The sequence below is a fragment of the Clostridium cellulovorans 743B genome, assembly GCF_000145275.1.
Lineage (GTDB): Bacteria > Bacillota > Clostridia > Clostridiales > Clostridiaceae > Clostridium_K > Clostridium_K cellulovorans.
The window spans coordinates 2,827,009-2,850,162 of record NC_014393.1 but is presented as its reverse complement, the minus strand read 5'-3'; the positions used below and the strand labels follow the sequence as shown (position 1 = coordinate 2,850,162).

General features: G+C 30.3%; 18 protein-coding genes and 1 tRNA gene. 16 read left to right on the top strand and 3 right to left on the bottom strand.

Translation table 11 applies throughout. The features are described from left to right. The first annotated feature begins 346 nt into the window (after positions 1-346). The 3 genes from glmS to CLOCEL_RS12015 all read left to right on the top strand — a co-directional run bounded on the left by glmS (position 347) and on the right by CLOCEL_RS12015 (position 6,437). Positions 347-2,176: a glutamine--fructose-6-phosphate transaminase (isomerizing) gene (gene glmS / locus CLOCEL_RS12025; protein ID WP_010074428.1), complete on the top strand. Its 1,830-nt coding sequence runs from the start codon at positions 347-349 to the stop codon at positions 2,174-2,176. A gap of 716 nt (positions 2,177-2,892) precedes the next feature. After that, positions 2,893-5,502: a bifunctional acetaldehyde-CoA/alcohol dehydrogenase gene (gene adhE / locus CLOCEL_RS12020; protein WP_013291751.1), complete on the top strand. Its 2,610-nt coding sequence runs from the start codon at positions 2,893-2,895 to the stop codon at positions 5,500-5,502. 311 nt (positions 5,503-5,813) lie between these two features. Then, positions 5,814-6,437 carry a hypothetical protein gene (locus CLOCEL_RS12015; protein WP_010074431.1) on the top strand — a complete coding sequence of 208 codons (624 nt, stop codon included), beginning with the start codon at positions 5,814-5,816 and terminating at the stop codon, positions 6,435-6,437. Positions 6,438-6,563: 126 nt separating this feature from the next. Here CLOCEL_RS12015 and CLOCEL_RS12010 read toward each other — a convergent pair whose 3' ends face one another. Continuing rightward, positions 6,564-7,277: a YukJ family protein gene (locus tag CLOCEL_RS12010; protein ID WP_242655155.1), complete on the bottom strand. Its 714-nt coding sequence runs from the start codon at positions 7,275-7,277 to the stop codon at positions 6,564-6,566. 287 nt (positions 7,278-7,564) lie between these two features. Here CLOCEL_RS12010 and CLOCEL_RS12005 point away from each other — a divergent pair, with 287 nt between their 5' ends. Both CLOCEL_RS12005 and CLOCEL_RS12000 read left to right on the top strand, forming a co-directional pair. Then, a complete protein-coding gene (locus tag CLOCEL_RS12005; RefSeq protein ID WP_010074433.1) occupies positions 7,565-8,482 on the top strand; it encodes a phosphodiester glycosidase family protein in 918 nt (305 codons plus the stop codon). 26 nt (positions 8,483-8,508) lie between these two features. Then, a complete protein-coding gene (locus tag CLOCEL_RS12000) occupies positions 8,509-9,513 on the top strand; it encodes a bifunctional glycosyltransferase family 2/GtrA family protein (protein WP_010074434.1) in 1,005 nt (334 codons plus the stop codon). 123 nt (positions 9,514-9,636) lie between these two features. Here the strand turns inward: CLOCEL_RS12000 and CLOCEL_RS11995 are convergent, their stop codons facing one another. Then, on the bottom strand, positions 9,637-10,620 hold the full coding sequence (locus tag CLOCEL_RS11995; protein ID WP_010074435.1) for a methyl-accepting chemotaxis protein: 984 nt from the start codon (positions 10,618-10,620) through the stop codon (positions 9,637-9,639). Between the two features lie 16 nt (positions 10,621-10,636). Continuing rightward, positions 10,637-11,767, bottom strand: coding sequence for an FIST signal transduction protein (locus CLOCEL_RS11990; protein ID WP_242655154.1), 1,131 nt, complete (start codon positions 11,765-11,767; stop codon positions 10,637-10,639). 358 nt (positions 11,768-12,125) lie between these two features. Between CLOCEL_RS11990 and CLOCEL_RS11985 the strand changes: the two genes are divergently transcribed. The 11 genes from CLOCEL_RS11985 (at position 12,126) to neuC (ending at position 23,061) form a co-directional block, all read left to right on the top strand. Next, a complete protein-coding gene (locus CLOCEL_RS11985) occupies positions 12,126-13,352 on the top strand; it encodes a hypothetical protein (RefSeq protein ID WP_010074437.1) in 1,227 nt (408 codons plus the stop codon). 245 nt (positions 13,353-13,597) lie between these two features. Then, positions 13,598-13,672, top strand: a tRNA-Gln gene (locus CLOCEL_RS11980). A 194-nt stretch (positions 13,673-13,866) separates the two neighbouring features. Then, positions 13,867-14,265, top strand: coding sequence for an RrF2 family transcriptional regulator (locus CLOCEL_RS11975; protein WP_010074438.1), 399 nt, complete (start codon positions 13,867-13,869; stop codon positions 14,263-14,265). A 28-nt stretch (positions 14,266-14,293) separates the two neighbouring features. Further along, complete coding sequence (locus CLOCEL_RS11970; protein ID WP_013291750.1) at positions 14,294-14,563, top strand: acylphosphatase; 270 nt, start codon at positions 14,294-14,296, stop codon at positions 14,561-14,563. A gap of 399 nt (positions 14,564-14,962) precedes the next feature. After that, entirely contained in the window at positions 14,963-16,774 is a 1,812-nt protein-coding gene (locus CLOCEL_RS11965; protein WP_010074440.1) for a motility associated factor glycosyltransferase family protein, read from the top strand. A 160-nt stretch (positions 16,775-16,934) separates the two neighbouring features. Beyond that, the gene (locus tag CLOCEL_RS11960) at positions 16,935-17,915 is read left to right on the top strand and encodes an NAD-dependent 4,6-dehydratase LegB (protein ID WP_010074441.1); all 981 of its coding nucleotides are present in this window, start codon (positions 16,935-16,937) and stop codon (positions 17,913-17,915) included. 37 nt (positions 17,916-17,952) lie between these two features. After that, complete coding sequence (locus CLOCEL_RS11955; protein ID WP_010074442.1) at positions 17,953-19,122, top strand: LegC family aminotransferase; 1,170 nt, start codon at positions 17,953-17,955, stop codon at positions 19,120-19,122. A gap of 17 nt (positions 19,123-19,139) precedes the next feature. Continuing rightward, on the top strand, positions 19,140-20,195 hold the full coding sequence (locus CLOCEL_RS11950) for a nucleotidyltransferase family protein (RefSeq protein WP_010074443.1): 1,056 nt from the start codon (positions 19,140-19,142) through the stop codon (positions 20,193-20,195). Positions 20,196-20,244: 49 nt separating this feature from the next. Then, complete coding sequence (locus tag CLOCEL_RS11945) at positions 20,245-20,919, top strand: acetyltransferase (protein ID WP_242655152.1); 675 nt, start codon at positions 20,245-20,247, stop codon at positions 20,917-20,919. Then, positions 20,909-21,904, top strand: a complete 996-nt coding sequence (gene neuB / locus CLOCEL_RS11940; protein ID WP_010074445.1) for an N-acetylneuraminate synthase — start codon at positions 20,909-20,911, stop codon at positions 21,902-21,904. The genes CLOCEL_RS11945 and neuB overlap by 11 nt, the downstream gene beginning before the upstream one ends. Beyond that, positions 21,901-23,061: a UDP-N-acetylglucosamine 2-epimerase gene (neuC, locus tag CLOCEL_RS11935; RefSeq protein ID WP_013291749.1), complete on the top strand. Its 1,161-nt coding sequence runs from the start codon at positions 21,901-21,903 to the stop codon at positions 23,059-23,061. Before neuB ends, neuC begins: the two co-directional genes overlap by 4 nt. The last annotated feature ends 93 nt before the right edge of the window (positions 23,062-23,154 follow it).

Genomic DNA, 23,154 nt, shown 5'->3' with positions numbered 1-23,154 from the left:
CGAACTTACTCAGCGAACGGATGTGAGTCGAGCAAGTGAAAGTCTCTGAATCTTCGATTCAGTTAGACGAACTTACTCAGCGAGTGAATGAGAGTGGAACAATTGGTTCTCTGAATCTTTGGCTCAGTCAGTTAAATTTACTCGGTGAGTAAATATAAGTGGATTTTCTTTATTGGAAACACACGCTTAAGTTGACGAGGACAGGGAGAATCGAAATTTCGGCGGATGCCCTGCGGTATGGTACTACCGGAAACCTAGTGAAAAGCAAAAAGCGATTTTTGGTACAAACTCTAGGAGGTACCTAAAAGCCTTAAAACAAAATAGTTGAAAGGCAGGGAATAAAATTATGTGTGGTATAGTAGGCTATATCGGAAAAAAACAAACTTCTTCAATTTTAATCAATGGACTAAGCAAGCTTGAATACAGAGGATATGATTCAGCGGGTATTGCGGTTCTGGACGAAAATGGAAAGATGAATGTCAGTAAGAGCAAAGGTAGACTTGCAAATTTAGAGGGAAAATTAAAGGAAATGCCTTTAAATGGAACAATTGGAATTGGCCATACAAGATGGGCAACTCATGGTGAGCCATCGGATATAAATTCACATCCACATACAAATAGTAATAATACAATTAGTGTAGTTCACAATGGTATTATTGAAAACTATTTGCACCTAAGAGAATGGTTAACTTCTAAGGGATATACTTTTATTTCAGAAACAGATACAGAGGTTGTTCCTAATCTTATTGATTATTTTTATAAAGGTGATTTATTAGATGCAGTAATGATGGCTACTACAAAAATTGAAGGAAGTTACGCACTAGGGGTAGTATGCATCAATGAACCAGATAAAATTGTAGCAGTTAGAAAAGACAGCCCACTTATTGCAGGAATCGGAGAAGGTGAATTCTATATTGCTTCAGATGTTCCAGCAATATTAAATTATACGAGAGATGTTTACTATTTAAATGATAAAGAATTTGTAGTACTTTCAAAAAACGGCATAGAAATATATGATGCTGAAAAACAAAGAGTTAATAAGGAAGTTCATCATGTAACTTGGAATGCTGATGCAGCAGAAAAGGGTGGATATGAACATTTCATGATCAAAGAAATACATGAGCAACCTAAAGCTTTTAGAGATACTTTATCATCCAGAGTTGTTCCAGGTAGCCCAATTAGTTTAGATAAGATAACTCTTACTAAAGAACAAATTGAAAATATTAACAGAGTATATATAGTAGCATGCGGAACTGCATATCATGCTGGGGTTGTAGGTAAATATGTAATTGAAAATCTCGCAAGAATACCAGTTGAAGTTGATATCGCATCTGAATTTAGATACAGAAATCCAATTATAAACGATAAAACATTAATGATAGTAATGAGTCAATCTGGTGAGACAGCAGATACTTTAGCCGCACTTAGAGAGGCAAAAGCACAAGGGGCTAGAGTTATTGCAATCACTAATGTGGTTGGTAGTTCAGTATCAAGAGAAGCTGATGACGTTATTTATACTTGGGCAGGACCAGAGGTTGCAGTTGCATCAACTAAAGCTTATACTACTCAATTATTAACAATGTATATGATAGGATTATTCTTCGCTGAAAACTTAAACACAGTTTCTTCGGAAGAAATTGAAGAAATTAAGGTAGACATGCTCAAGTTACCAGAATTGGCAGAAGAAATGTTAACGCATAAAGAAGTAATGCAAAAGTTTGCTGTAAATACTTATTCTCACAAAGATATGTTCTTCTTAGGAAGAGGATTAGATTATGCTGTTGCTATGGAAGGATCTTTAAAAGTAAAGGAAATATCTTATATTCATTCAGAAGCATATGCTGGCGGAGAATTAAAACATGGAACAATAGCGTTAATTGAAGAAGGAACAATAGTTATTGCACTTGCTACCCAAAGTGATTTATTTGAAAAAATGGTTAGTAATATTAGAGAAGTAACAACTAGAGGTGCTAAAGTTCTAGGATTTGCAGCTGAAGGAAATACGGAAATTGAAAAGACTGTTGGTTCTGCAATGTATATTCCAAAGGTTAAAGATATATTATTACCAGTATTAACAGTAATTCCGTTACAATTATTAGCATATTATATTGCAGTACAAAGAGGATGCGATGTTGATAAGCCAAGGAATCTGGCAAAATCCGTTACTGTTGAATAATAAGGATAGTTGTTTTGAAATCTGTGTGGCTTTGAAACAAAGCTTGATAGCTTGAAAATTATTAATACCTAATTTAAAAAGTTGAATATAATAAGATTGAATTAAGAATCATGAGTGGAATGAAGGAGAAATCCTAAAACCATTCATGATTTTTTATTATATAAGTTTTGATAAAGAATTTTGATAGGTTATATTGATTTTTCAATATGTACATAGGATTTCGATAAAGTTTCAATGGTGGAACTTATATATGTGAATTTGTGTTTATGGATATACTATAATTTATCTTTGAAAGAAGAAGTTTAAAATTGTCAGTAAAAAATGCTCATAATTTTAAACTTATATAAATTGAAGTGAAAGAGAATATAAATTATTATATTATTAAATAGCAAATGTTAAAAAAATAACATAGACTAATCTTAGAAATCTATGAATTATAAAATTATAATATCGCTACTTGATTAATGCATTAAAGATTTATTAAAAATGTTATTTAAAATGTTTTTATGCATTTTTGATAATGATTAGGCATAATTATTATTGTTAAATTAATAACAAAGATGACTCTTGTTGTTGAAATGTACTTTTATAAATAGCAGAAATCTTTAAGAAGTTTACAAGTAATTAAATTAGCATCTACTGGATATACAAGTGTATGCTGTTTTAATATATAGGATTTATTAAATATATTTCAAAAATGAAAGAGGGGTAAGTTTATGAAAGTTACTAACGTTGAACAGTTAAAAAAAAGGATTGCGCAAATAAGAGAGGCTCAAAGGAAATTTGCCGAGTTTTCACAAGAACAAGTTGATAAAATCTTTAGAGAAGCAGCTATGGCTGCTCTAAATGAAAGAATATCCTTAGCAAAGCTGGCAGTTGAAGAAACTCGCATGGGAGTATTTGAGGACAAAGTTATTAAAAATCATTTAGCATCAGAATATGTTTACAATAAGTATAAAAATGAAAAAACTTGTGGAGTTTTAGAAACAGATGATGCTTTTGGTATTACAAAGGTAGCTGAACCAATTGGAGTTGTTGCTGCAATAGTTCCAACTACAAACCCAACTTCAACAGCGATATTTAAATCTTTGATTGCATTAAAAACTAGAAACGGTATAATTTTTTCTCCACATCCTAGGGCAAAGAAATCAACTATAGCGGCAGCTAAAATAGTTCTTGATGCAGCGGTTAAAGCTGGAGCACCAGAAGGAATAATAGGATGGATCGATGAACCATCAATTGAACTTTCACAAATTGTAATGCAAGAAGCAGATATTACTTTAGCAACAGGGGGATCAGCCTTAGTTAAGGCTGCATACTCATCTGGCAAACCGGCACTTGGAGTTGGTGCAGGTAACACGCCAGTAATAATTGATGAAACGGCTCATATTAAAATGGCAGTTAACTCAATACTTCTTTCAAAAACTTTTGATAATGGCGTCATTTGTGCATCAGAGCAGGCCATTGTTGTAATAGATAAAATTTATGATGAGGTTAAAAATGAGTTTATAGAAAGAGGGGCATATTTTTTAAAGGATGATGAATTAGATAAAGTTAGAAAAACTATAATGATTAATGGTGCTGTTAATCCAGATATTGTTGGTCAAACTGCTTATAAAATAGCTCAATTAGCAGGAATTGAGGTTTCAGAAGCAACTAAGGTCTTAATTGGAGAAGTTGAATTAATAGGGCCAGAAGAACCATTGTCACATGAAAAGTTATCTCCAGTTTTAGCTATGTATAAGGTAAGAAGCTTTGATGAAGCTCTTCAGAAGACTACCAAGCTTTTAGCTTATGGTGGAATGGGACACACTTCTGTTTTATACACTGATGAATTACTATGTAAGGATAGAATTGAAAGTTTTGGCGCAGCGATGAAAACCTCAAGAACTTTTATAAATATGCCAGCTTCACATGGTGCTGCAGGTGATACTTATAACTTTAAAGTTCCTCCATCATTTACGCTAGGTTGTGGTTCTTGGGGCGGAAACTCAGTATCAGAAAATGTTGGAGTTAAACACTTGTTAAATGTTAAGAGTGTAGCTAGAAGGAGAGAAAATATGCTTTGGTTTAAGGTGCCAGAAAAGATTTACTTTAAGTATGGTTGTTTGGGGATGGCTCTTGAAGAACTAAAAGATATGGAAAAGAAGAAGGCATTTATTGTAACAGATAAGGTTTTATATGACTTAGGCGTTCTCGATAATGTAACAAAAGTATTAGACAAAATAGGTGTTGATTATAGAATATTCTACGATGTACAGCCAGATCCAACACTTGAAAGTGCGAGAAAAGGTGCGAAAGAAATGATTAACTTTGAACCTGATACAATAATAGCAGTTGGTGGAGGGTCACCAATGGATGCAGCTAAAATTATGTGGGTTCTTTACGAACAACCTGATGTAGCCTTTGAAGATTTAGCAATGATTTTTATGGACATTAGAAAGAGGATATACAATATGCCTAAGATTGGTAAGAAAGCTACTTTTGTCGCTGTACCAACTTCAGCAGGTACAGGTTCAGAAGTTACACCGTTCGCAGTTATCACAGATGAAAAGACTGGAGTGAAGTATCCATTAGCAGATTATCAATTAACTCCAGGTATGGCTATAATTGATGCTGAATTAATGATGAATATGCCAAAAGGTCTAACTGCTGCATCAGGTATAGATGCGTTAACACATGCAATTGAAGCTTATGTATCAGTTCTTGCATCCGACTATACTAATGGCTTAGCTTTAGAAGCAGCAAGATTAATTTTTAAATATTTACCGTTAGCATACACTGAAGGAAGAACCAATATAAAAGCTAGAGAAAAAATGGCTCATGCTTCAACAATAGCAGGTATGGCATTTGCTAACGCATTTCTTGGAGTATGCCACTCTATGGCACATAAATTAGGAGCAGAACACCATGTGCCACATGGAACTGCAAATGCATTACTAATAAATGAAGTAATCAGGTTTAATTCAGTAGAAGATCCAAGAAAGCAAGCTGCTTTCCCACAGTACAAGTATCCAAATGCTAAATCAAGATATGCAAAAATGGCTGACTACCTACAATTAGGTGGAGGAACGGAAGATGAAAAGATTGAAGCATTAATAAACGCCATTGATCAATTAAAGTTAAAATTAAATCTTCCAATGACCATTAAAGAAGCTGGAGTTTCAGAGAAGAAGTTCTATGCATCTTTAGATAAAATGTCAGAATTATCTTTTGATGATTTATGTACAGGAGCAAATCCAAGATATCCATTGATAAGTGAAATAAAGAAAATGTTTATTAATGTTTTTGATAATACACAAGAGACAGTGATAAGAGAAGAGTAATTAATTAGCAAGGTTGCTATATTATAAAAAACCATAAATAAGGTGCTTACTTTAAGGAATAGCACCTTATTTTTTTATTAATGAAATATAGAAAGTATAGGGTTTCTGTATAATGTGTTAAAATATATTATGATATGCTATATTAAGTATATATTAGATTAAGTTAATTAAATAAGGTGTAAATAGGAGTATTTAATTTAAAGAATAAATATAATAAATACTTTTGATATAGAATTTTATGCGATATAAATAGATACCTTGTAAACCCTATAGTCTAATTGTAATTAATTTTAAATAGGAGAATGATTTTTATGTTAAAACAGCCATTGTCTCAACTCGTCTCAGATTATGAAGATTATTATATCAATGCATTTGATAATGAACTCTATTCCTATAATGATACAAAAACTCTTGATGAACTTTTAACAATGTCAATGTGTAATGATTATAGGTTTAAACATAGTTTAGACAAATCCAATCAATATAATATTGACAGTACTTCACTGTCTGATATGAGTAACTATTGTAAAAAAACAGATGTTCGAATTAGTTTGTTTAATTGTATTAAGTTTGATGAATTGTTAAAAATATTACATTACCCTATGCAAATTAATTTAATTACGGGATTTGAGCCTGTAGATATATATGATAGTTGTTTGCGCTTTGGTGTTAACACATCTGTAACTTTAAACCCAGATGTAGAAACTAAGAAAAACTTAACCTTACCTGATTATATCTATATTCATAATGTATCTAAAAATGGAGCACAAAATTTATTTCAAAGCCTAAGCATACCATATATGCCCAAATATCATCCTTGGGATAATAAAAAAGAATTTCCTTACCTTGAACTAAAGGATTTTCCTTATCCTTTAAATAGACTCTTACCATACCATATAGAAAATTTTCTATTTATATTTGAAGATCAATTATAAAATTACGTGTTAAAATGACCCCAGTGGAAAGCAATTTTCACTGGGGTTGAATTTATATATTTTTAAAACTCTGCTTATTTGAAGAGAGATTCTAATATTAGTTATATTATGGAAATTCACATGATTCTAATGAGGTGTTGCTATATACTCACGTACTGTTTTGTGATTACATCTATTTACAGGTCGTTCAACACGGCCTCTATCATCTGTACTCCAGGATTGAGATTGGAAGGCTATGAACATTCCTACCCAACGATTTTCTGCTTCAAAATGTATAAGAACTGCACCATCTTGCCAAATACCATCATCCTTTTGATATTCTGTATGATTTCCTTGATTCATGTGAAGGTCATGGATACCTCTGTTTGGAGAAAATCCAAAGTATTCATCGCCACGTTTTTCATGCTCATATTTTTCTCCAAAGGCATACACCATTGCACCTTTTTCTTTTGCTTCTAAAAAATATTTATTAACTTTTTCATTTAATTCATTATTTGCTCCAGCTGCTGATGCAGGCAGATCAATCATTTTTGAAGGGGCAAATAATCCACCTCTTATATAATCTATTGCTAATTCATCATGTCTATCGTGAATTCTTTTAAATCCTTCTGATAATGTTGGCAACATATCTAATTGTTCAGAATGAAAATCCTCGCCAACCAAATATAAAACTTCTGATGGCCACTCTCTAGATGCAATATTAATTGCTATTCTATAATCTTCATTATTTCCTTTGATATGAACTTCATAATGAGGAGTTTTATCATCGGTATCAGCTGGTCGTATATTCATAATTTTACCCTTCAAAACGCCATATGGATTTATTGCCACTATACTCATCTCCTTTATTTATATCTATACTACTTAATTATTATTGAGCTTAGATAACTATCTTATACTAGCAATTATTCTAATGGGAATAGAATATTAAAGTTTTCAAATGGTTTTTATGATTAATTCTTCTAATATAAAATAAATAAATTGTTTGTTTTGAAATATAAAAATTTCGAGGAAATGTGACTTTCATAAGTTCGTTTTGCTGATTTATTGATCATATTTAAGGGCAATTTAAGAAATTGATTATAGAATCAATAACATAGAAAAGTTCAAGGAGGTTTTTAGGTTTCATGAATGGGGTAAAGAAGAAAAAATTTAGAATGATTTTGTTAACGCTAATAGCACTATTTATTGTTATTGGAATGATTTTATATTTACTAGCTAATAGATATTTAATTGAACATGCTGAAAAAGTGGTAACAGTAACAACTAGTACTGCCGTGGTAGATGAGAATTATTCATCGGATGATTGGAGTTATGGCAGCGACAGTAAAACTATAAAAATTCAAAAAGTAGTAAAAGGTTCTGGAGAAGATAAAATAACTTATTATGTTGCAGATGTTAAAGTTTCAGATGCTACACAATTAGCTTCAGCTTTCGCTAAAAATGAGTTTGGAACTAATATTATTGAATATACTTCAGAAATTGCAAAAGATCAGGATGCAATTTTTGCAATTAATGGAGATTACTACGGGTTTAGATCTGATGGTGTTGTGATACGAAATGGAGTTTTGTATAGAAATGAACCAGCGAGAACAGGACTTGCATTTTTCAAAGATGGTTCTATGAAAATCTATGATGAGAAAGAAATAAGTGCACAGGAGTTACTCGACCAAGGAGTATGGAATACAGTATCTTTCGGACCTGCTTTAGTGGAAGATGGAAAAGTTATTGGAGATTTTTCTAAAGTACAGATAGATAAAAATTTTGGCAATAGGTCTATTGAAGCTTCAAATCCAAGAACTGGAGTAGGTATAATCGATGAGAATCATTTCATATTTGTCGTAGTCGATGGGAGAAGTTCTGGTTACAGTAGAGGGATGACTTTAGATGAAGTTGCACAACTTTTTATAGATTTAGGTTGTACTGAAGCTTATAACCTAGATGGTGGCGGGTCATCAACTATGTATTTTAATGGAAGATTAGTTAATAACCCTCTTGGTAAAAGTAGAGAAAGAGGCGTAAGTGATATTCTTTATATAAAATAAAAATAGGAATGAAGGAGTGAACAGCTATGAAGATCATTATTCCAGCTTATGAACCAAGTGAAAAATTTTTGGATTTAATAAAGAGAATTAAAGATTTAATGGATATGGAAATAATAATTGTAGACGATGGAAGTGGTGAAAAGTATCAAGAAATTTTTAAAGCTGCTGAAAAATTAGGGTGCAATGTACTTAGGCATAATATAAATCTAGGAAAGGGAACTGCTCTTAAAACTGCTTTTCTAGAAGTTATTAATTCAGGAGATTCAGAAGGGGTGGTTTGTGTTGATTGTGATGGACAGCATTCACCAGAAGATATTCAAAATATAGCGAAAAATATTTTGAATTATAAAGATCGTATGATTTTAGGTGTTAGAAAATTTGTTGGTAAAGTGCCTTTTAGAAGTATGATAGGGAATAAGATAATTAGAAAAATTTTCGAATTAGTTACAGGAAATTATATTTCTGATACACAAACTGGATTAAGAGGATATCCTTCATTTATGCTTCCTTGGCTTTGTAGTATTGAAGGTGAACGTTTTGAATATGAACTAAATTTGTTACTTAAGGTGAAGGAATCTGGATATAAAATTATTGAAATTCCTATTGATACTATTTATGATGGCAACAATAAAGGGTCTCATTTTAGGCCACTGTTAGATTCCATTCGTGTATTTATTCCTATGATAAAGTTTAGTGCTGTTTCACTTCTTTCTGGGGTATTGGATTTTGTATTATTATTAGGAATAGAAAAAATTCTTGGGAATCTGTTTGTTGCTGTGTTCTTATCAAGATTATGTAGCTCACTATTTAATTATGGTTGTAACCGCAATCTCGTTTTCAATAGTAAAGGAAAAGTAAACTCTTTTGTAAAATATTATTTTCTTGTGCTAGTAGTTCTTGTATGTAACTATGTTATGATGTCCTTGTTTACATCAACTCTTATGTTACCATTGGTATTATCGAAGGTAATTACAGAAGCAATCTTATTTTTATTTAGCTACATTAGTCAACGGAAGTTTGTTTTTAATTGAAAGAATATATTAGCTAAAAAAGTGTTCTATCTTATAGTAGAATAAAGATTATAAGATAGGACACTCTTCTTATACAAAATATTTAAAATGCAATGTATGTTATAAGCCATAGTAATAAAAGAATTAGAAGTCTTTAATTAGATCTTCCAATTGAATATTATAAGTAGCCATTTCATCAATGCAATCAGAAATATTCCTTGCTGATTTTATAGCGTTATTTATATGGCTTTTATTTAACTCAGATTGTTCTGTCATGGAAGTTAACATTTTTGTCATGTCTTTGACTTTTTTATCATTATCTCCAATTAATTTGATTATATCCTCTAAGCTTTCAAAAGTAGTTTTATTAGCATTCTTGATTGATGAAAAAAACTTCACTGTTTCATCAGAAATTACACTCAAATCTTTAATTCGTTCTACTCTAGTATTTATTTCAGAACTAATATTTTCAGTCTCCTGGTTTATTTCATTAACTGCAGTATTAATTTTTGTTGAAGCTGTTTTAGTTTGTTCAGCAAGAATTCTTACTTCATTAGCTACCACTGCAAAACCTTTTCCAGCTTCGCCAGCCCTTGCTGCTTCAATGCTAGCATTTAAAGAAAGAAGGTTTGTTTGGGTGGATATATTTTCAATTATATATATAAATTCATTTATTTGAGCCATTTTTTCACTCAAACTTTCGAATACTACATTAAAATTAGAAATACTCCTTGAGATTTCAAATATTTCTTCCTTAAATTTTTTTAAGGTAACATTTCCTTCTTCTATAGTTTCATCTGTGACAGTAACAAGATTTTTTACTAATTTAGCTGAATCTACTACTGAGACGTTGGATGTGGAAATTGATTCTACAATATTAGATTGTTCTTCTAATAAAGAGTCTTCTCTTTTTAAAGAATTCATTATATCTCTTACTTTAAAGTTAAAATCAGAGTTATGTATTGCTGCTTCGCTAATAGCATGATTATTAGCTGTGATTAGGGTTTCTGTTCCTTTAATTAAATTTTTATTAATAGAGTATAAAGAATCATCAGATTCTTTAGGAATATCCTCAGCAATTGTTACTGCTGTTTCAGCTAATGTTTTTTTATTTTTGAATAGTCTCATATATATACACCTACCTTTATTCGAAAACAATCATAACTAAGGTTTGATTAAAATGTCTAGTTCTTAGTTGTTCACCATAGGTCGTAAAACCTACAAATCTTGGAATGCCTTTAGCAATTACCTTTGTTAACTTATCAGTTATAAGTGTTTCTTTGAAGTACAGAGTTCTTAAGATACAATTAAACATAAGGGCAAAGTTTGCTGATGGCATAGTTTCTTTAATAAAAGCTACAGTTTTTTCTGAAACTTCAATGGGATCTAAGGGTTCTAAAACTTCAATTGTAGAGTTTTCGAGAATTTGACAGTAAAGCGAGATGGATTTATCAGAGTTTATCTGAAAGGGGGTAGATATGTATATATCATCACCAAGGACTCTGCCTAGCGGATTTATAGTAAAATGTTCAGATAAATTTCTTTCATCTATTCCTAAGACTTTAGCATACTCTGTAGTAGCAGGTTTATTGTTAAATTCATAAACTATTCTATTTCTTACATCTACTTTTGTAGCGATAAGTAATTTGCCCATAGGTTTAAAAATCGTTTCTTTATATACCATAAATTTTTCGGTTGTTTTTACAAAGGTGACTAAGCCTCCGTTGTTAATAATTTTACCGTTATGACATATAAGGGTTTCTTTGAAGGCTAGATTATCACCAGCGGTCCCACCTAAAACATTAAAGTTTTTATTTCTTATTATAGAATATATTACGGAAAGAAGTTTTTCTTCGAGATTGTATAAGCCATTAAACAATGTAAGAGCAAATCCTTCTTTTTCAATATTCTGAGATTCAGGGTTAAAGCCAAGGGTTTGAAGGGTTGTTTTTATTTCATCAGATTTTAATATGGGATGCTTATATCCATCTTCAAAAAGAACAGATTTAACAGTTAAATTTGAGGATGCCATAGACATAGCTACTAAAGAATCATCAGAAAACCCTTTTTCAGATATTTCTCCTGAAGTAGTACATCCAATTACTTCACAGTGAGAGAAAGCACTGTAGAGAATTTCAGATAGACGAGAAAAATCATAAGTAGGTGACGCGAAAAAAATAATTAACTTTTCATCTATTTGTTTAATATTAGATATAATTTCTTTTGCTGCTTCTTCTGTATTTTTACTCTTAGAAAAGAAATGTTTAATTTTCATTTTTAAATTTACCAAAGTTTTGTAATTCCTTTGATAATCTCCTTTCTTTTTATAATTGTAATTAGAGTTTTTCGTAATAAAAAAATATGTACAGTTTAATATTATTTATTTTGTAATTAGCAGATATGTTTGCTAAAAAAGTATTATATATAATTATTAGGTTATTTTATAATTTATTGTTTTAATTACATATAATATTATTATCGTCCAAAATTAGTTATTCTGAAATGAAAATTAAGAAATTTGCTACCTTTTTTATTTTACTTATAATTGACTTATAAAATGTAATATTTTATAATTAGTTTCAAATATATACTTGAATATAATTTAAGTTTTTCATATTAAAGGAAGCGAGTGGATGATAAAATTAAGAAATAGAAAGAAATTTGAAATTAGGTTTCTGATTTTTAGCTTGTTACTTTTTAGCTTTGCGTGCATATACAATTACTCAGAAAATAAATATAGTGAAGTTGAAAAAACTAAGGAAATAAATCAAAGTAGCACATATGTACAAAATAAAGAAGAATCAAAAGAAATAATATCTAGATCACTGGGAGATTATCCACTACAAGCAAATGAGATTGGAGTTACTGATGAACGTTACAGCTATGGTGACGTAAGAAGGTATGGAGTATTCCCATATGATAATTCATTATTGAATAATTATAAACTTGTGAAAAATGCTTTAGACAATGCAAGAAACCTAGGTTATGAGGTTTTTTTCCCTAAAGGTCTATATAAAACACAACTCAATATTTCTCAAAGTAATTTAGTCATAAGATTTGAAGAAGGTGCAGAGTTAACAGGATTAGTTCACATCTTTGTTGAAAATAGTAAAAACAAAATTAAGAACATAACTATAAGAGGAACGATAGTTACATATGACAGATTTGGAACTCGTAATGTTGATGGTCTTACAGTAGATGCTATACATGTCAAATCAGATGGGTTAAAAGCTACAGATTACCCTAATATAAAAGGTAGAGGGGTTCATATTAGTCCTGGTACTACAAATATGAAGTGTAAATTAATCGAAGTAGATGATTTGGATTCTGCAGGACATAACAACGTGGCAGCAGTAGAAATAGATGGAGCAAGTAATAACCCTTCTAATTTATTTATAGGTAAGATTTGGGTTAAAAAATCTGATGTGCATGGGGTATACCTTACAGGAAATAGGCATATCATAGGTGAGATTCAAGTAGATGAATATGGAGCAGATGCATATAAGATGAAGAGTAGTATAGAAGATAGTGACAGTATAAAGCAAAGCAAAGAGTTAAAAGGTGTTTGGTTAAATAAATGTAGTGATACAATAATTAAAAATATAACAGTTAAAAATGTAAATACTATAAGACCTAATGTGAAATGCGATGTATTTTTAGATGAAGTAGGGAAAGGTAAAAACACTAAAAGTGTTAGAATAGACAATATAAAATGTTTCCCTGTTGGCAAAAGTGAAGGTGTTATAATTAGTAACTCATCATATATTATAAATAATATTTCAGCTCAAAATAGTAATGGAGAATCATTTGTAGTAATGGATAAAAGTTCAAAGGCAATTGTGAAAAATATCATCGAATAATTTCCTTGTGTGTGTTTTTATTAACCATTCAAAGACAAGCTATATTCAAAAGTGACTTTTATCAAGGTTTAAATGTATTTATTTTTTCTAGTTATCGTTTTATGTATGAATATATTGTTTTATAGGGGAACATATTAAATTGTAATATCCTTAATAATCTTAGGGTTGCGAGAATGTAATTATTATGATAATATAATTAATGTCATTTGAATGATATGTTTTTTAATCGTTTAATGAATTGTTATTGGGATATCGCCAAGCGGTAAGGCGCTAGACTCTGACTCTGGTATCCGTAGGTTCGAATCCTACTATCCCAGCCATACATAAAACTCATTATAAAAGCAGTATTTTTAAGATTAACTTGAAGATGCTGTTTTTTTTATAGTAAATTCAATAATTATATTTACTATACATAATTGGTGTGATTTAATTTATAATATGAATAGCTAAGATGAAAGTAGCATCTTAAGATTAATACATTATGTATAAATAAATACTCAAAAAGGTGATAACTATGAAAATTACACAAGAAAGTGACTATGCATTAAGAGCTGTAGTAAATATTGCGGAAAAATATCCAAATAAAATTGAGGCAAAGGTAATAGCAGAAAGTTGTGATATACCTTTAAGATTTCTTCTTAAATTACTTAGAAAACTTACCAAAGCACATGTGGTAAGGTCTTATAGAGGAATAAATGGTGGATATGCTCTTGCTACAAACCCAGAGGATATAACAATGGCCAGTGTTATAGAAGCAATTGAAGGTCCAATTATTCTTAATAAGTGTATTCAAGATAAGGAACTTTGTTCAAATAACCGCAAAGGAAAATGCAATATAAGTATGGAACTTAGGAAAATTCAAGAAAGTTTATTAAAAGAACTAAGATCGAGAAAAATTAGCGATTTGTTATAATGATTTTTGAAAGGTTTTGGTGTGTCAGATGAAAAGGTATTTGCTATTTTTTACTGGAAGAGTGCAGTTTGTGGGTTTTAGGTATTTTTGTGCTACAAGTGCTATGAAGTTTTCAATAACTGGTTGGGTAAAGAATTTAGAAAATGGATTGGTTCAAATGGAAGCCCAAGGAACAGAGGGAAATTTAAACTTGTTTTTCGATGCAGTAAAATCAGGTAATGGTTTTTCAAAAGTAGAGGATTATTCTATGAAAGAAATTCCTATTATACATACTGAAAAAGAAATGAAAGTAAGATAACTGTTGATAGTTTTGAACTGAAATTGTATATGATTTAAAAATATGGAGATTTAGGAACAGGTATCAATAATACTATGTTATAGTCTCTATATTTTATTTTATGAATAATATTACTGAGAAGATGGATATTATATATTTAATAATTCCTATATTTTATGGTGGGTAGTCTCTTGTATAAGGAATGTATAAGAGGAAAAGAATAAATGCGGGAATATCTTTTAAAATGAATAACTACTTTGTTATAATTATTGTAATATTTATTTGTTATTATAATTAAGGTATAGTATAATTTTCAATAATGCAAACTATTCCCTTTATGTAACATAGTCACAGGGATTATTTATAAAGAATTTATAAGATTAAACGATATATTAAACATATTAATTTTGGGGAGGAAATATGGAAGAACATAGTTTAGATGAAAAAATAGAAGTAGTTTATGAAAAAAGTAAAGACGGTTATGATATCGTTAAATTAAGCATAGAAAATAAATCAAGATACTTAGGAAGTAAATATAATGCTGAGAATGATATAAATAAAATTATCGAAGATATTGGGGAACTGGAAGATTTTGCTACTGTTTTAGTCATAGGACTTGGAACTGGAGAATATATAAAACGGCTAAAAGATAAGATGAATTCTACTATGAAACTTTTAGTAGTAGAGCCAAACAAAGAAATATTTGAAACATATGCTAAAAGCGAAAAGTACTCAGAGTTACAAGAATTCTACAAGGATACAGATGGAAATGTAGATTGCTTGAATGGACAAAATATAAATATTTTTTGTTTTGAGAAAGGTAGAACCATAAATATCGAAGAGAGTATACAAAAAAATGCTTTTTATCAATTTAAGATTATTAATCATCCAGGATATACTACTATATTTCCTAAAGAGGTTTTGGAGATTACAGGATTAATTAGAGATGGTATAAGAAGTGCGATATTTAATAAAAATACTGCTGTGAAGTTTTCTAAAGCGTGGTTCGAATCGACTGTAAGAAATTTGAGATATCTATGTAATGAAACTTCTATAAATAGATATAAAAATATTCATGAAAATATTCCAGCTGTTATAGTATCTGCTGGACCTTCCTTAGATAAAAATATTAAAGAACTAAAAAAAGCTAAAGGAAAATTTATTATAATATGTGGCGGAAGAACATTAAGACCTCTAGTTGAGAATGGTATAATCCCAGATTATATGAGTATTATTGATAACTCTGAACAATCTAACGCTTTAGTCTCAGATTTACTAGAAAAATATGATATACCTTTAATTCATTCAGAAATAATTTCACATAAGGTTTTAGAATTGCATAAAGGTAAAAGAATATTCTATTCTCATTCTGGTTTCATTAATAAAATTGCCAAGGAAGAAACTGAAAACATTTCGATCGGAGGTTCTGTTGCTCACTCCTGCACCAGGTTTGCAATTCACTGTGGATGTAATCCTATAATATTCATTGGTCAAGATTTGGCGTATACAAATGAAAAAGTCCATGCTGATAATGCAAAATTTATTCAAGAAAAGTTTGCGGATGCAGAAAAATTTGAAAAAGTTGCAGGAGATATGGATAAATACGTAAAAGATGTCTTTGGTGGTCTTGTAAGAACTTCTCAGTCTTTAGATTATTTTAGATTAGTTCTAGAGGATATACTAGAGTATTATAAAGAGTTCAAGTACATAAATGCTACTGAGGGTGGTGCTCATATTAAGGGCACAGAAGTTAGAACGTTAAAAGAAACTATAGAAGAATATTATGATAGACAAGAAATTGAAGTTCCAAGCTTTGGCCAAGTAGCGGATATCTTGGATCTTGATATAGTTAAAAAAGTTTTGGATGATAGTTTAAGTTATCTCGAAAAAGTTTCTAGCAAGATGAATAAAGCTCTAGAACTTAATGAAAAATTAAAAACGATTAATAGGTTTAAAACTGCAGAAGTTGATAGTACATTGAAGAAACTTGATAAAATTGATGAATTCATAATGGAAAGAAATGACAAAGTGGTATTTGTAGATTATCTATTAGCTGATACAGTACATCGAGCAATTAATGATTCAAAGTTTTTGCTTAATGGAAAAGAAACTTATAAAGAGAAGATCGATAAAATATATAATCATGGAAAACTTTTATATAAAGGTATTAATGATCAGGTAAAATATGCCATTCCGATTATAAAAGACGAATTAGATAAGTTAAATAATTAAAGATAATATTATAGTATTTTAGTTAAAGCAATGTAATTGTTGGTAAAATATTTATAGTATAGATGTTTCACTAAAGACTCTTCATATTTCATATTGATTTTTGAATAGTCATATAGAAATTTGTTGTAGTTTTAAGAATAAGTATAAATGGAGGACAGCAATGAAAAAAGTATTAGTAACAGGTGCAGATGGATTTATAGGAAGTCATCTTACGGAGCTTCTTTTAGAGGAGGGATATGATGTAAGAGCTTTTGCTTATTATAACTCTTTTAATACTTGGGGGTGGCTAGATACTCTTCCAAAGGATAAATTAAATTCAATTGATGTATTTACTGGAGATATAAGAGATCCAAATGGTGTAAGAAAAGCAATGGAAGGAATTGATGAAGTATTTCATTTAGCAGCATTAATAGCGATTCCATTTAGTTATCACTCACCAGATTCTTATGTTGATACAAATATAAAAGGAACGTTGAATGTGCTTCAAGCAGCGAGGGATTTGAATACTGAAAGAGTACTCGTTACATCGACCTCAGAAGTTTACGGAACAGCACAATATGTTCCTATTGATGAAAAACATCCTTTCCAAGGTCAGTCTCCTTATTCTGCAACAAAAATTGGAGCGGATAGAATTGCTGAATCATTTTATAGAAGTTTCAATATGCCAATAACCATTGTAAGACCTTTTAATACATATGGACCAAGACAATCAGCAAGGGCTGTAATACCAACTATCATAACTCAGTTATTGGCGGGAAAAGAAGAAATTAGATTAGGGTCATTAACACCAACAAGAGATTTTAACTATGTTAAGGATACAGCGAGAGGATTTATTGAGATAGCAAAATCAGAAAAAGCTATTGGAGAAGAGATAAATATAGCAACTGAAAATGAAATTTCAATTGGGGAACTTGCCAGTGAATTAATAAGACAAATCAATCCTAAGGCTAAAATTATCTGTGATGATGACAGAATAAGACCAGAAAAGAGTGAAGTAGAAAGACTTTTAGGTTCAAATAAAAAGATTAAGTCTTTAACAAATTGGGAGCCAAAGTACTCCTTTGAAGAAGGAATTGCTGAGACAATTAATTGGTTAAAAAATAACTTAGATAAATATAAGATAGATATTTACAACATTTAGTACATAATGATTACGAAAAAAGAAAGTAGTGAAATATATGGAGAAAAGATTTATCCCACTTAGTGTACCTAATTTTAATGGAAGAGAATTAGAATATGTGACTAACGCTGTTGAAAGTGAATGGGTTTCCACAGGCGGAAAATATATTGAGGATTTTGAAACGGATATTGCTTCATATCTTAAGATGCCTGAAGCAGTAGCTTGCCAAAGTGGTACTGCAGCATTACATTTATCACTTAGATTAGCTGACGTTCAAAGTGATGATGAAGTAATTGTTCCTACTTTAACATTTATTGCAGCAGTAAACCCTGTGAAGTATTTACATGCAGAGCCAGTTTTTATGGATTGTGATGATTCTTTAACCATAGATGTAATAAAGCTTCAGAGTTTTATTGATACGCAATGCGATTTTGTAAACGGAAAATTGATAAATAAGATTTCTAAAAGGCATATTAAAGCAATTGTAATAGTTCATGTTTTTGGAAACTTAGCTGATATGGAAGAAATAATGAAAATCGCTAAGGCTTATAATATTAAAGTTATAGAAGATGCTACTGAAGCCTTAGGTAGTTATTATGAAACTGGTGAATATAAGGGTAAGTTTGCAGGAACTATCGGTGACTTTGGTGCTTACTCTTTTAATGGAAATAAAATCATTACTACTGGTGGTGGTGGTATGCTAGTTAGTACAAACAATGATTTACTGAAAAAGGCGAAATATTTATCAACTCAAGCAAAGGATGATGTACTATATTATATTCATAATGATATTGGATATAATTATAGAATGACTAATTTACAAGCTGCTTTAGGAAAAGCACAACTTCAGCAATTAGAAGATTTTATCAAAACAAAAGAGAAGAATTATGAAGCATATAAAAAGGGAATAGAGAATATTAAAGGATTAAGTATTCTACCTTTTAACAAAAATATAAGATCAAATAAGTGGTTTTACTCTTTATTTATTGCAGATGATTTTAAGTATAGTAGGGATGAATTGTTAAAGCATTTAAATGAAAAAGGTGTTCAAACAAGACCAATATGGGGACTTATAAATGAACAACAACCCTATAAAGAATCCTTTGCTTATAACATCGAAAAAGCAAAATATTATATTGATAGGATTTTAAGTATTCCATGTAGCAGTAATTTATCAGATGATGATGTACAGTATGTATTATCAATTTTAAAAGAATTATCAGAATAACAGTAGAGGAGTATGTTATGGATATTGCTAATATGATGATAGATAAGGAAATGACTATTATTGCTGCACTAAAGAAAATTGATACCAGCGCAAGAAAGATACTTTTCGTTGTTGATGAAAGTATGGCATTAATAGCAACATTAACTGATGGAGATATAAGAAGATGGATTTTGAAAAATGGAGACTTGAATGCTCCTGTGAAAACCATCATGAATAGAGAACCAAAATACTTGATGAGTAATGAGGAATATAGAGCTAAGGACGTAATGCAACAATATCTTATTACCGCATTACCTATAGTTGATGAGAAAAAAGTCGTTATAAGAGTAGTTTTTTGGAATGATGAAATGGGTGAACATATTAAAAACTCGAGAACTATTGATAACCCAGTGGTTATCATGGCTGGAGGTAAAGGTACTAGATTATACCCATATACAAAGATTCTTCCTAAACCATTAATTCCTATAGGTGATACTCCTATTATTGAAAGGATTATTAATAATTTTAACAAGTTTGGGTGTAAGGATTTTCATTTAACAGTGAACTATAGAAAAAATATGATTAAATCTTATTTTTCAGAAGTTGATAAGAATTATAACGTTTTTTATGTAGAGGAAGAAAAGCCACTTGGAACTGGGGGAAGCTTATCATTGCTTAAAGATACGATAAGAGAAACATTTTTTGTGTCTAATTGTGATGTGTTAATTGATGCTGATTATGCAGATATTTTAGATTTTCATAAAAAGCAAGAAAATAAGATTACTATTGTATCTTCCTTAAAAAATATTACTATTCCTTATGGAGTTATCAAATTAAATAATGATGGATCAATGAAAGGTTCAACAGAAAAACCAGAGTTTAACTATTTAATTAACACAGGGATGTATATCTTAGAACCAGAAGTTCTTTTTGACGTTCCAGAAGATACTTTCTATGATCTCCCAACTTTAGCGGAAGATTATATTAAAATAGGTAAAAGAGTCGGAGTATATCCTGTAAGTGATAAATCATGGCTTGATATGGGACAGATAGAAGAAATGGAAAATATGTTAAATGCTCTAGGTGTTCAATAAGTAATATTATATGCACTTTTTAAAGAATAATTGAATGGTTGGTGAAAAAATGAAATGGGAAGGACTTCCTACTTTAATAATTGGAACTGGTGGCACTTCTATGGAGGCCAAAGATATTATTGATGATATAAATAAATACAACAGAAATGATGTTTATAAATTTCTTGCTTTTGTTGACAATAAAAGTATAAGTGAAATTCATGGGTATTCTGTTGTTTCTGACGATGATTTAATAACATTTATAAAAGATTATCCAGTTGTAGGAGTTGTTTTACCTTTAGGCTTTCCAAAAGTTAAAAGAAAAGTTTTTGAGAAAGTATTAAAAGATCTGCCAGGTATTGTTTTCCCTAATATAATACATCCATCAGTAAATATATTATCAAGAGTTAGTCTTGGCTATGGTAATGTAATTGCTCCAGGAGTAACTATTTCTAATGATGTAACGATTGGAGATTTCTCACTTATAAATAATAATTGCACAATAGGTCATGATACAAGGATTGATGATTTTTCTGTTATCAATCCTTTAAGTGCTGTATCTGGAAATGTCTCTATAGAAAAAGAGGTTCTTGTAGGGGCTAGAGCTTCTATAATGCAAGGATGTACTTTAGGAGAAGGTAGCATTGTTGGGCTAGGTGCTTTTGTGGTAAAGGATGTTTTAGCAAATACTACTGTTGTGTGTAAACCAGCAGAGATTTTGGACGGAGGTAAGCATGGAGAATAAAGTTTTTATAATAGCTGAAGCTGGAGTTAATCATAATGGAGATATTGGCTTAGCTTACAAAATGATAGATGAAGCAAAAAAAGCTGGTGTTGATGCAGTAAAATTCCAAACTTTTAAATCTGCAAATTTAGTTTCTAAATTTGCAAATAAAGCAGAGTATCAAAAGAAAGCAACAAATTCAGAAGAAAGTCAACTTCAAATGCTTAGAAAACTTGAACTTTCTTATGAAGACTTTAAAGCTTTAAAAGTTTATTGCGAGAATAGTGATATAATGTTTCTTTCCACTGCTTTTGATATGGAAAGCATTGATTTTTTAGATAATTTAGATATGAAATTGTTTAAAATTCCTTCTGGAGAAATTACTAATTTACCGTATTTAAGAAAGATAAATTCACTAAAAAAAGAAGTGATAATATCTACTGGTATGAGTGATTTAAAAGAAATTCAAGAAGCTTTAGAAAAATTAACAGATGTCCCAAAGGTAACAGTACTTCATTGTAATACTGAATATCCTACTCCAATGACAGATGTAAATCTTAGGGCTATGAATGTACTTAAAAATACTTTTAATGTGGAAATAGGATATTCTGACCATACTTTAGGTATAGAAGTTCCTATTGCGGCAGTAGCAATAGGAGCAACAGTAATAGAAAAACATTTCACATTAGATAAAACAATGGAGGGCCCTGATCATAAAGCAAGTTTAGAACCAGATGAGCTTGAAGCAATGGTTAAGGCCATTAGGAATATTGAAAGTGCATTAGGTAGTGAGTCGAAAATGCCGTCTTCTTCAGAAATTAAAAATAAAGATATAGCTAGAAAAAGTATTGTTGCTAAAAGGTCTATAAGGAAAGGTGAGATTTTTACGGAAGAAAACCTTACTGTTAAAAGACCGGGAAATGGCATTAGTCCAATGAAATGGGATGGAGTAATTGGAACTTTTGCTAAAAGAGATTTTGATGAAGATGAGTTGATCGAATTATGAGAATATGTGTATTAACAGGAACTAGAGCGGAATATGGACTTTTAAAGCCGTTGATAAAAAAAATATCTTTAGATAATGAATTAGAACTTAAACTTGTGGTTACAGCAATGCATTTATCCACGGAGTTTGGACTTACATATAAGGAAATTGAAGAAGATGGTTTCAACATTGATGAGAAGGTAGAAATGTTATTAAGTTCAGATACCTCAACTAGCATAGTAAAATCTATGGGACTTGGATTAATTAGTTTTGCAGATGTGCTTGAAAGAATTAAACCAGATTTGATTGTAATTTTAGGGGATAGGTATGAAGCTTTAGCTATGGCGGAAGCTGCGATGATTATGAAAATTCCTATTGCTCATATTCATGGAGGAGAACTTACTGAAGGTGCTTTTGATGATGCTATAAGGCATAGTATAACTAAAATGAGTTATATTCATTTTGCATGTGCAGAGGAATATAAAAAACGTATTATTCAATTAGGTGAAGATCCAGTTAGGGTTTTTAATGTAGGTGCGTTAGGCGCTGAAAATATAAAGAATCTAAAGTTATTAACAAAAGAACAGCTTGAAGCAGTTATTGATTTTAAAGTTACAAATAAAACGGCTCTAATAACTTATCATCCAGTTACTTTAGATGAGGCTTCTCCAAAGGAACAATTTGCTAATTTGTTAAAAGTTTTAGATAAATTTCAAGATTTGAATATGATATTTACAAAGGCTAATGCTGATACCAATGGGAGAGAAATTAATAAAATGATTGATCAGTATGTTATAGAAAATCCTAAAAAAGCTATAGCATTTACATCAATGGGACAAATGAAGTATTTAAGTGCAATGAAGCATTGTGGTTTTGTATTAGGTAACTCTTCTAGTGGTATAATTGAAGCACCAATATTTAAAAAGCCAACAGTTAATATTGGAGATAGACAAAAAGGAAGACTTAGAACGGCGTCTATTATAGATTGTGACATTGATATAAATAGCATTTATGAAGCTATTAAAAAAATGATGTCAGATGAGTTTATAATAAAAATGCAAAAGATGTCAGATCCATACGGGGAAGGTAATACTTCTTCTAGTATTATAGATATAATTAAAAGAACTTTTAAAGAAACGATAGAACTAAAGAAAAGCTTTTATGATATAAACTTTTAATTTAACCTGTTGTGCTAGCAGATAAGTTTTCATTAAAAGGATATTTATACCATGATTTTAGGCAGTCCTATCCTATTGTCTCATATACTGTTT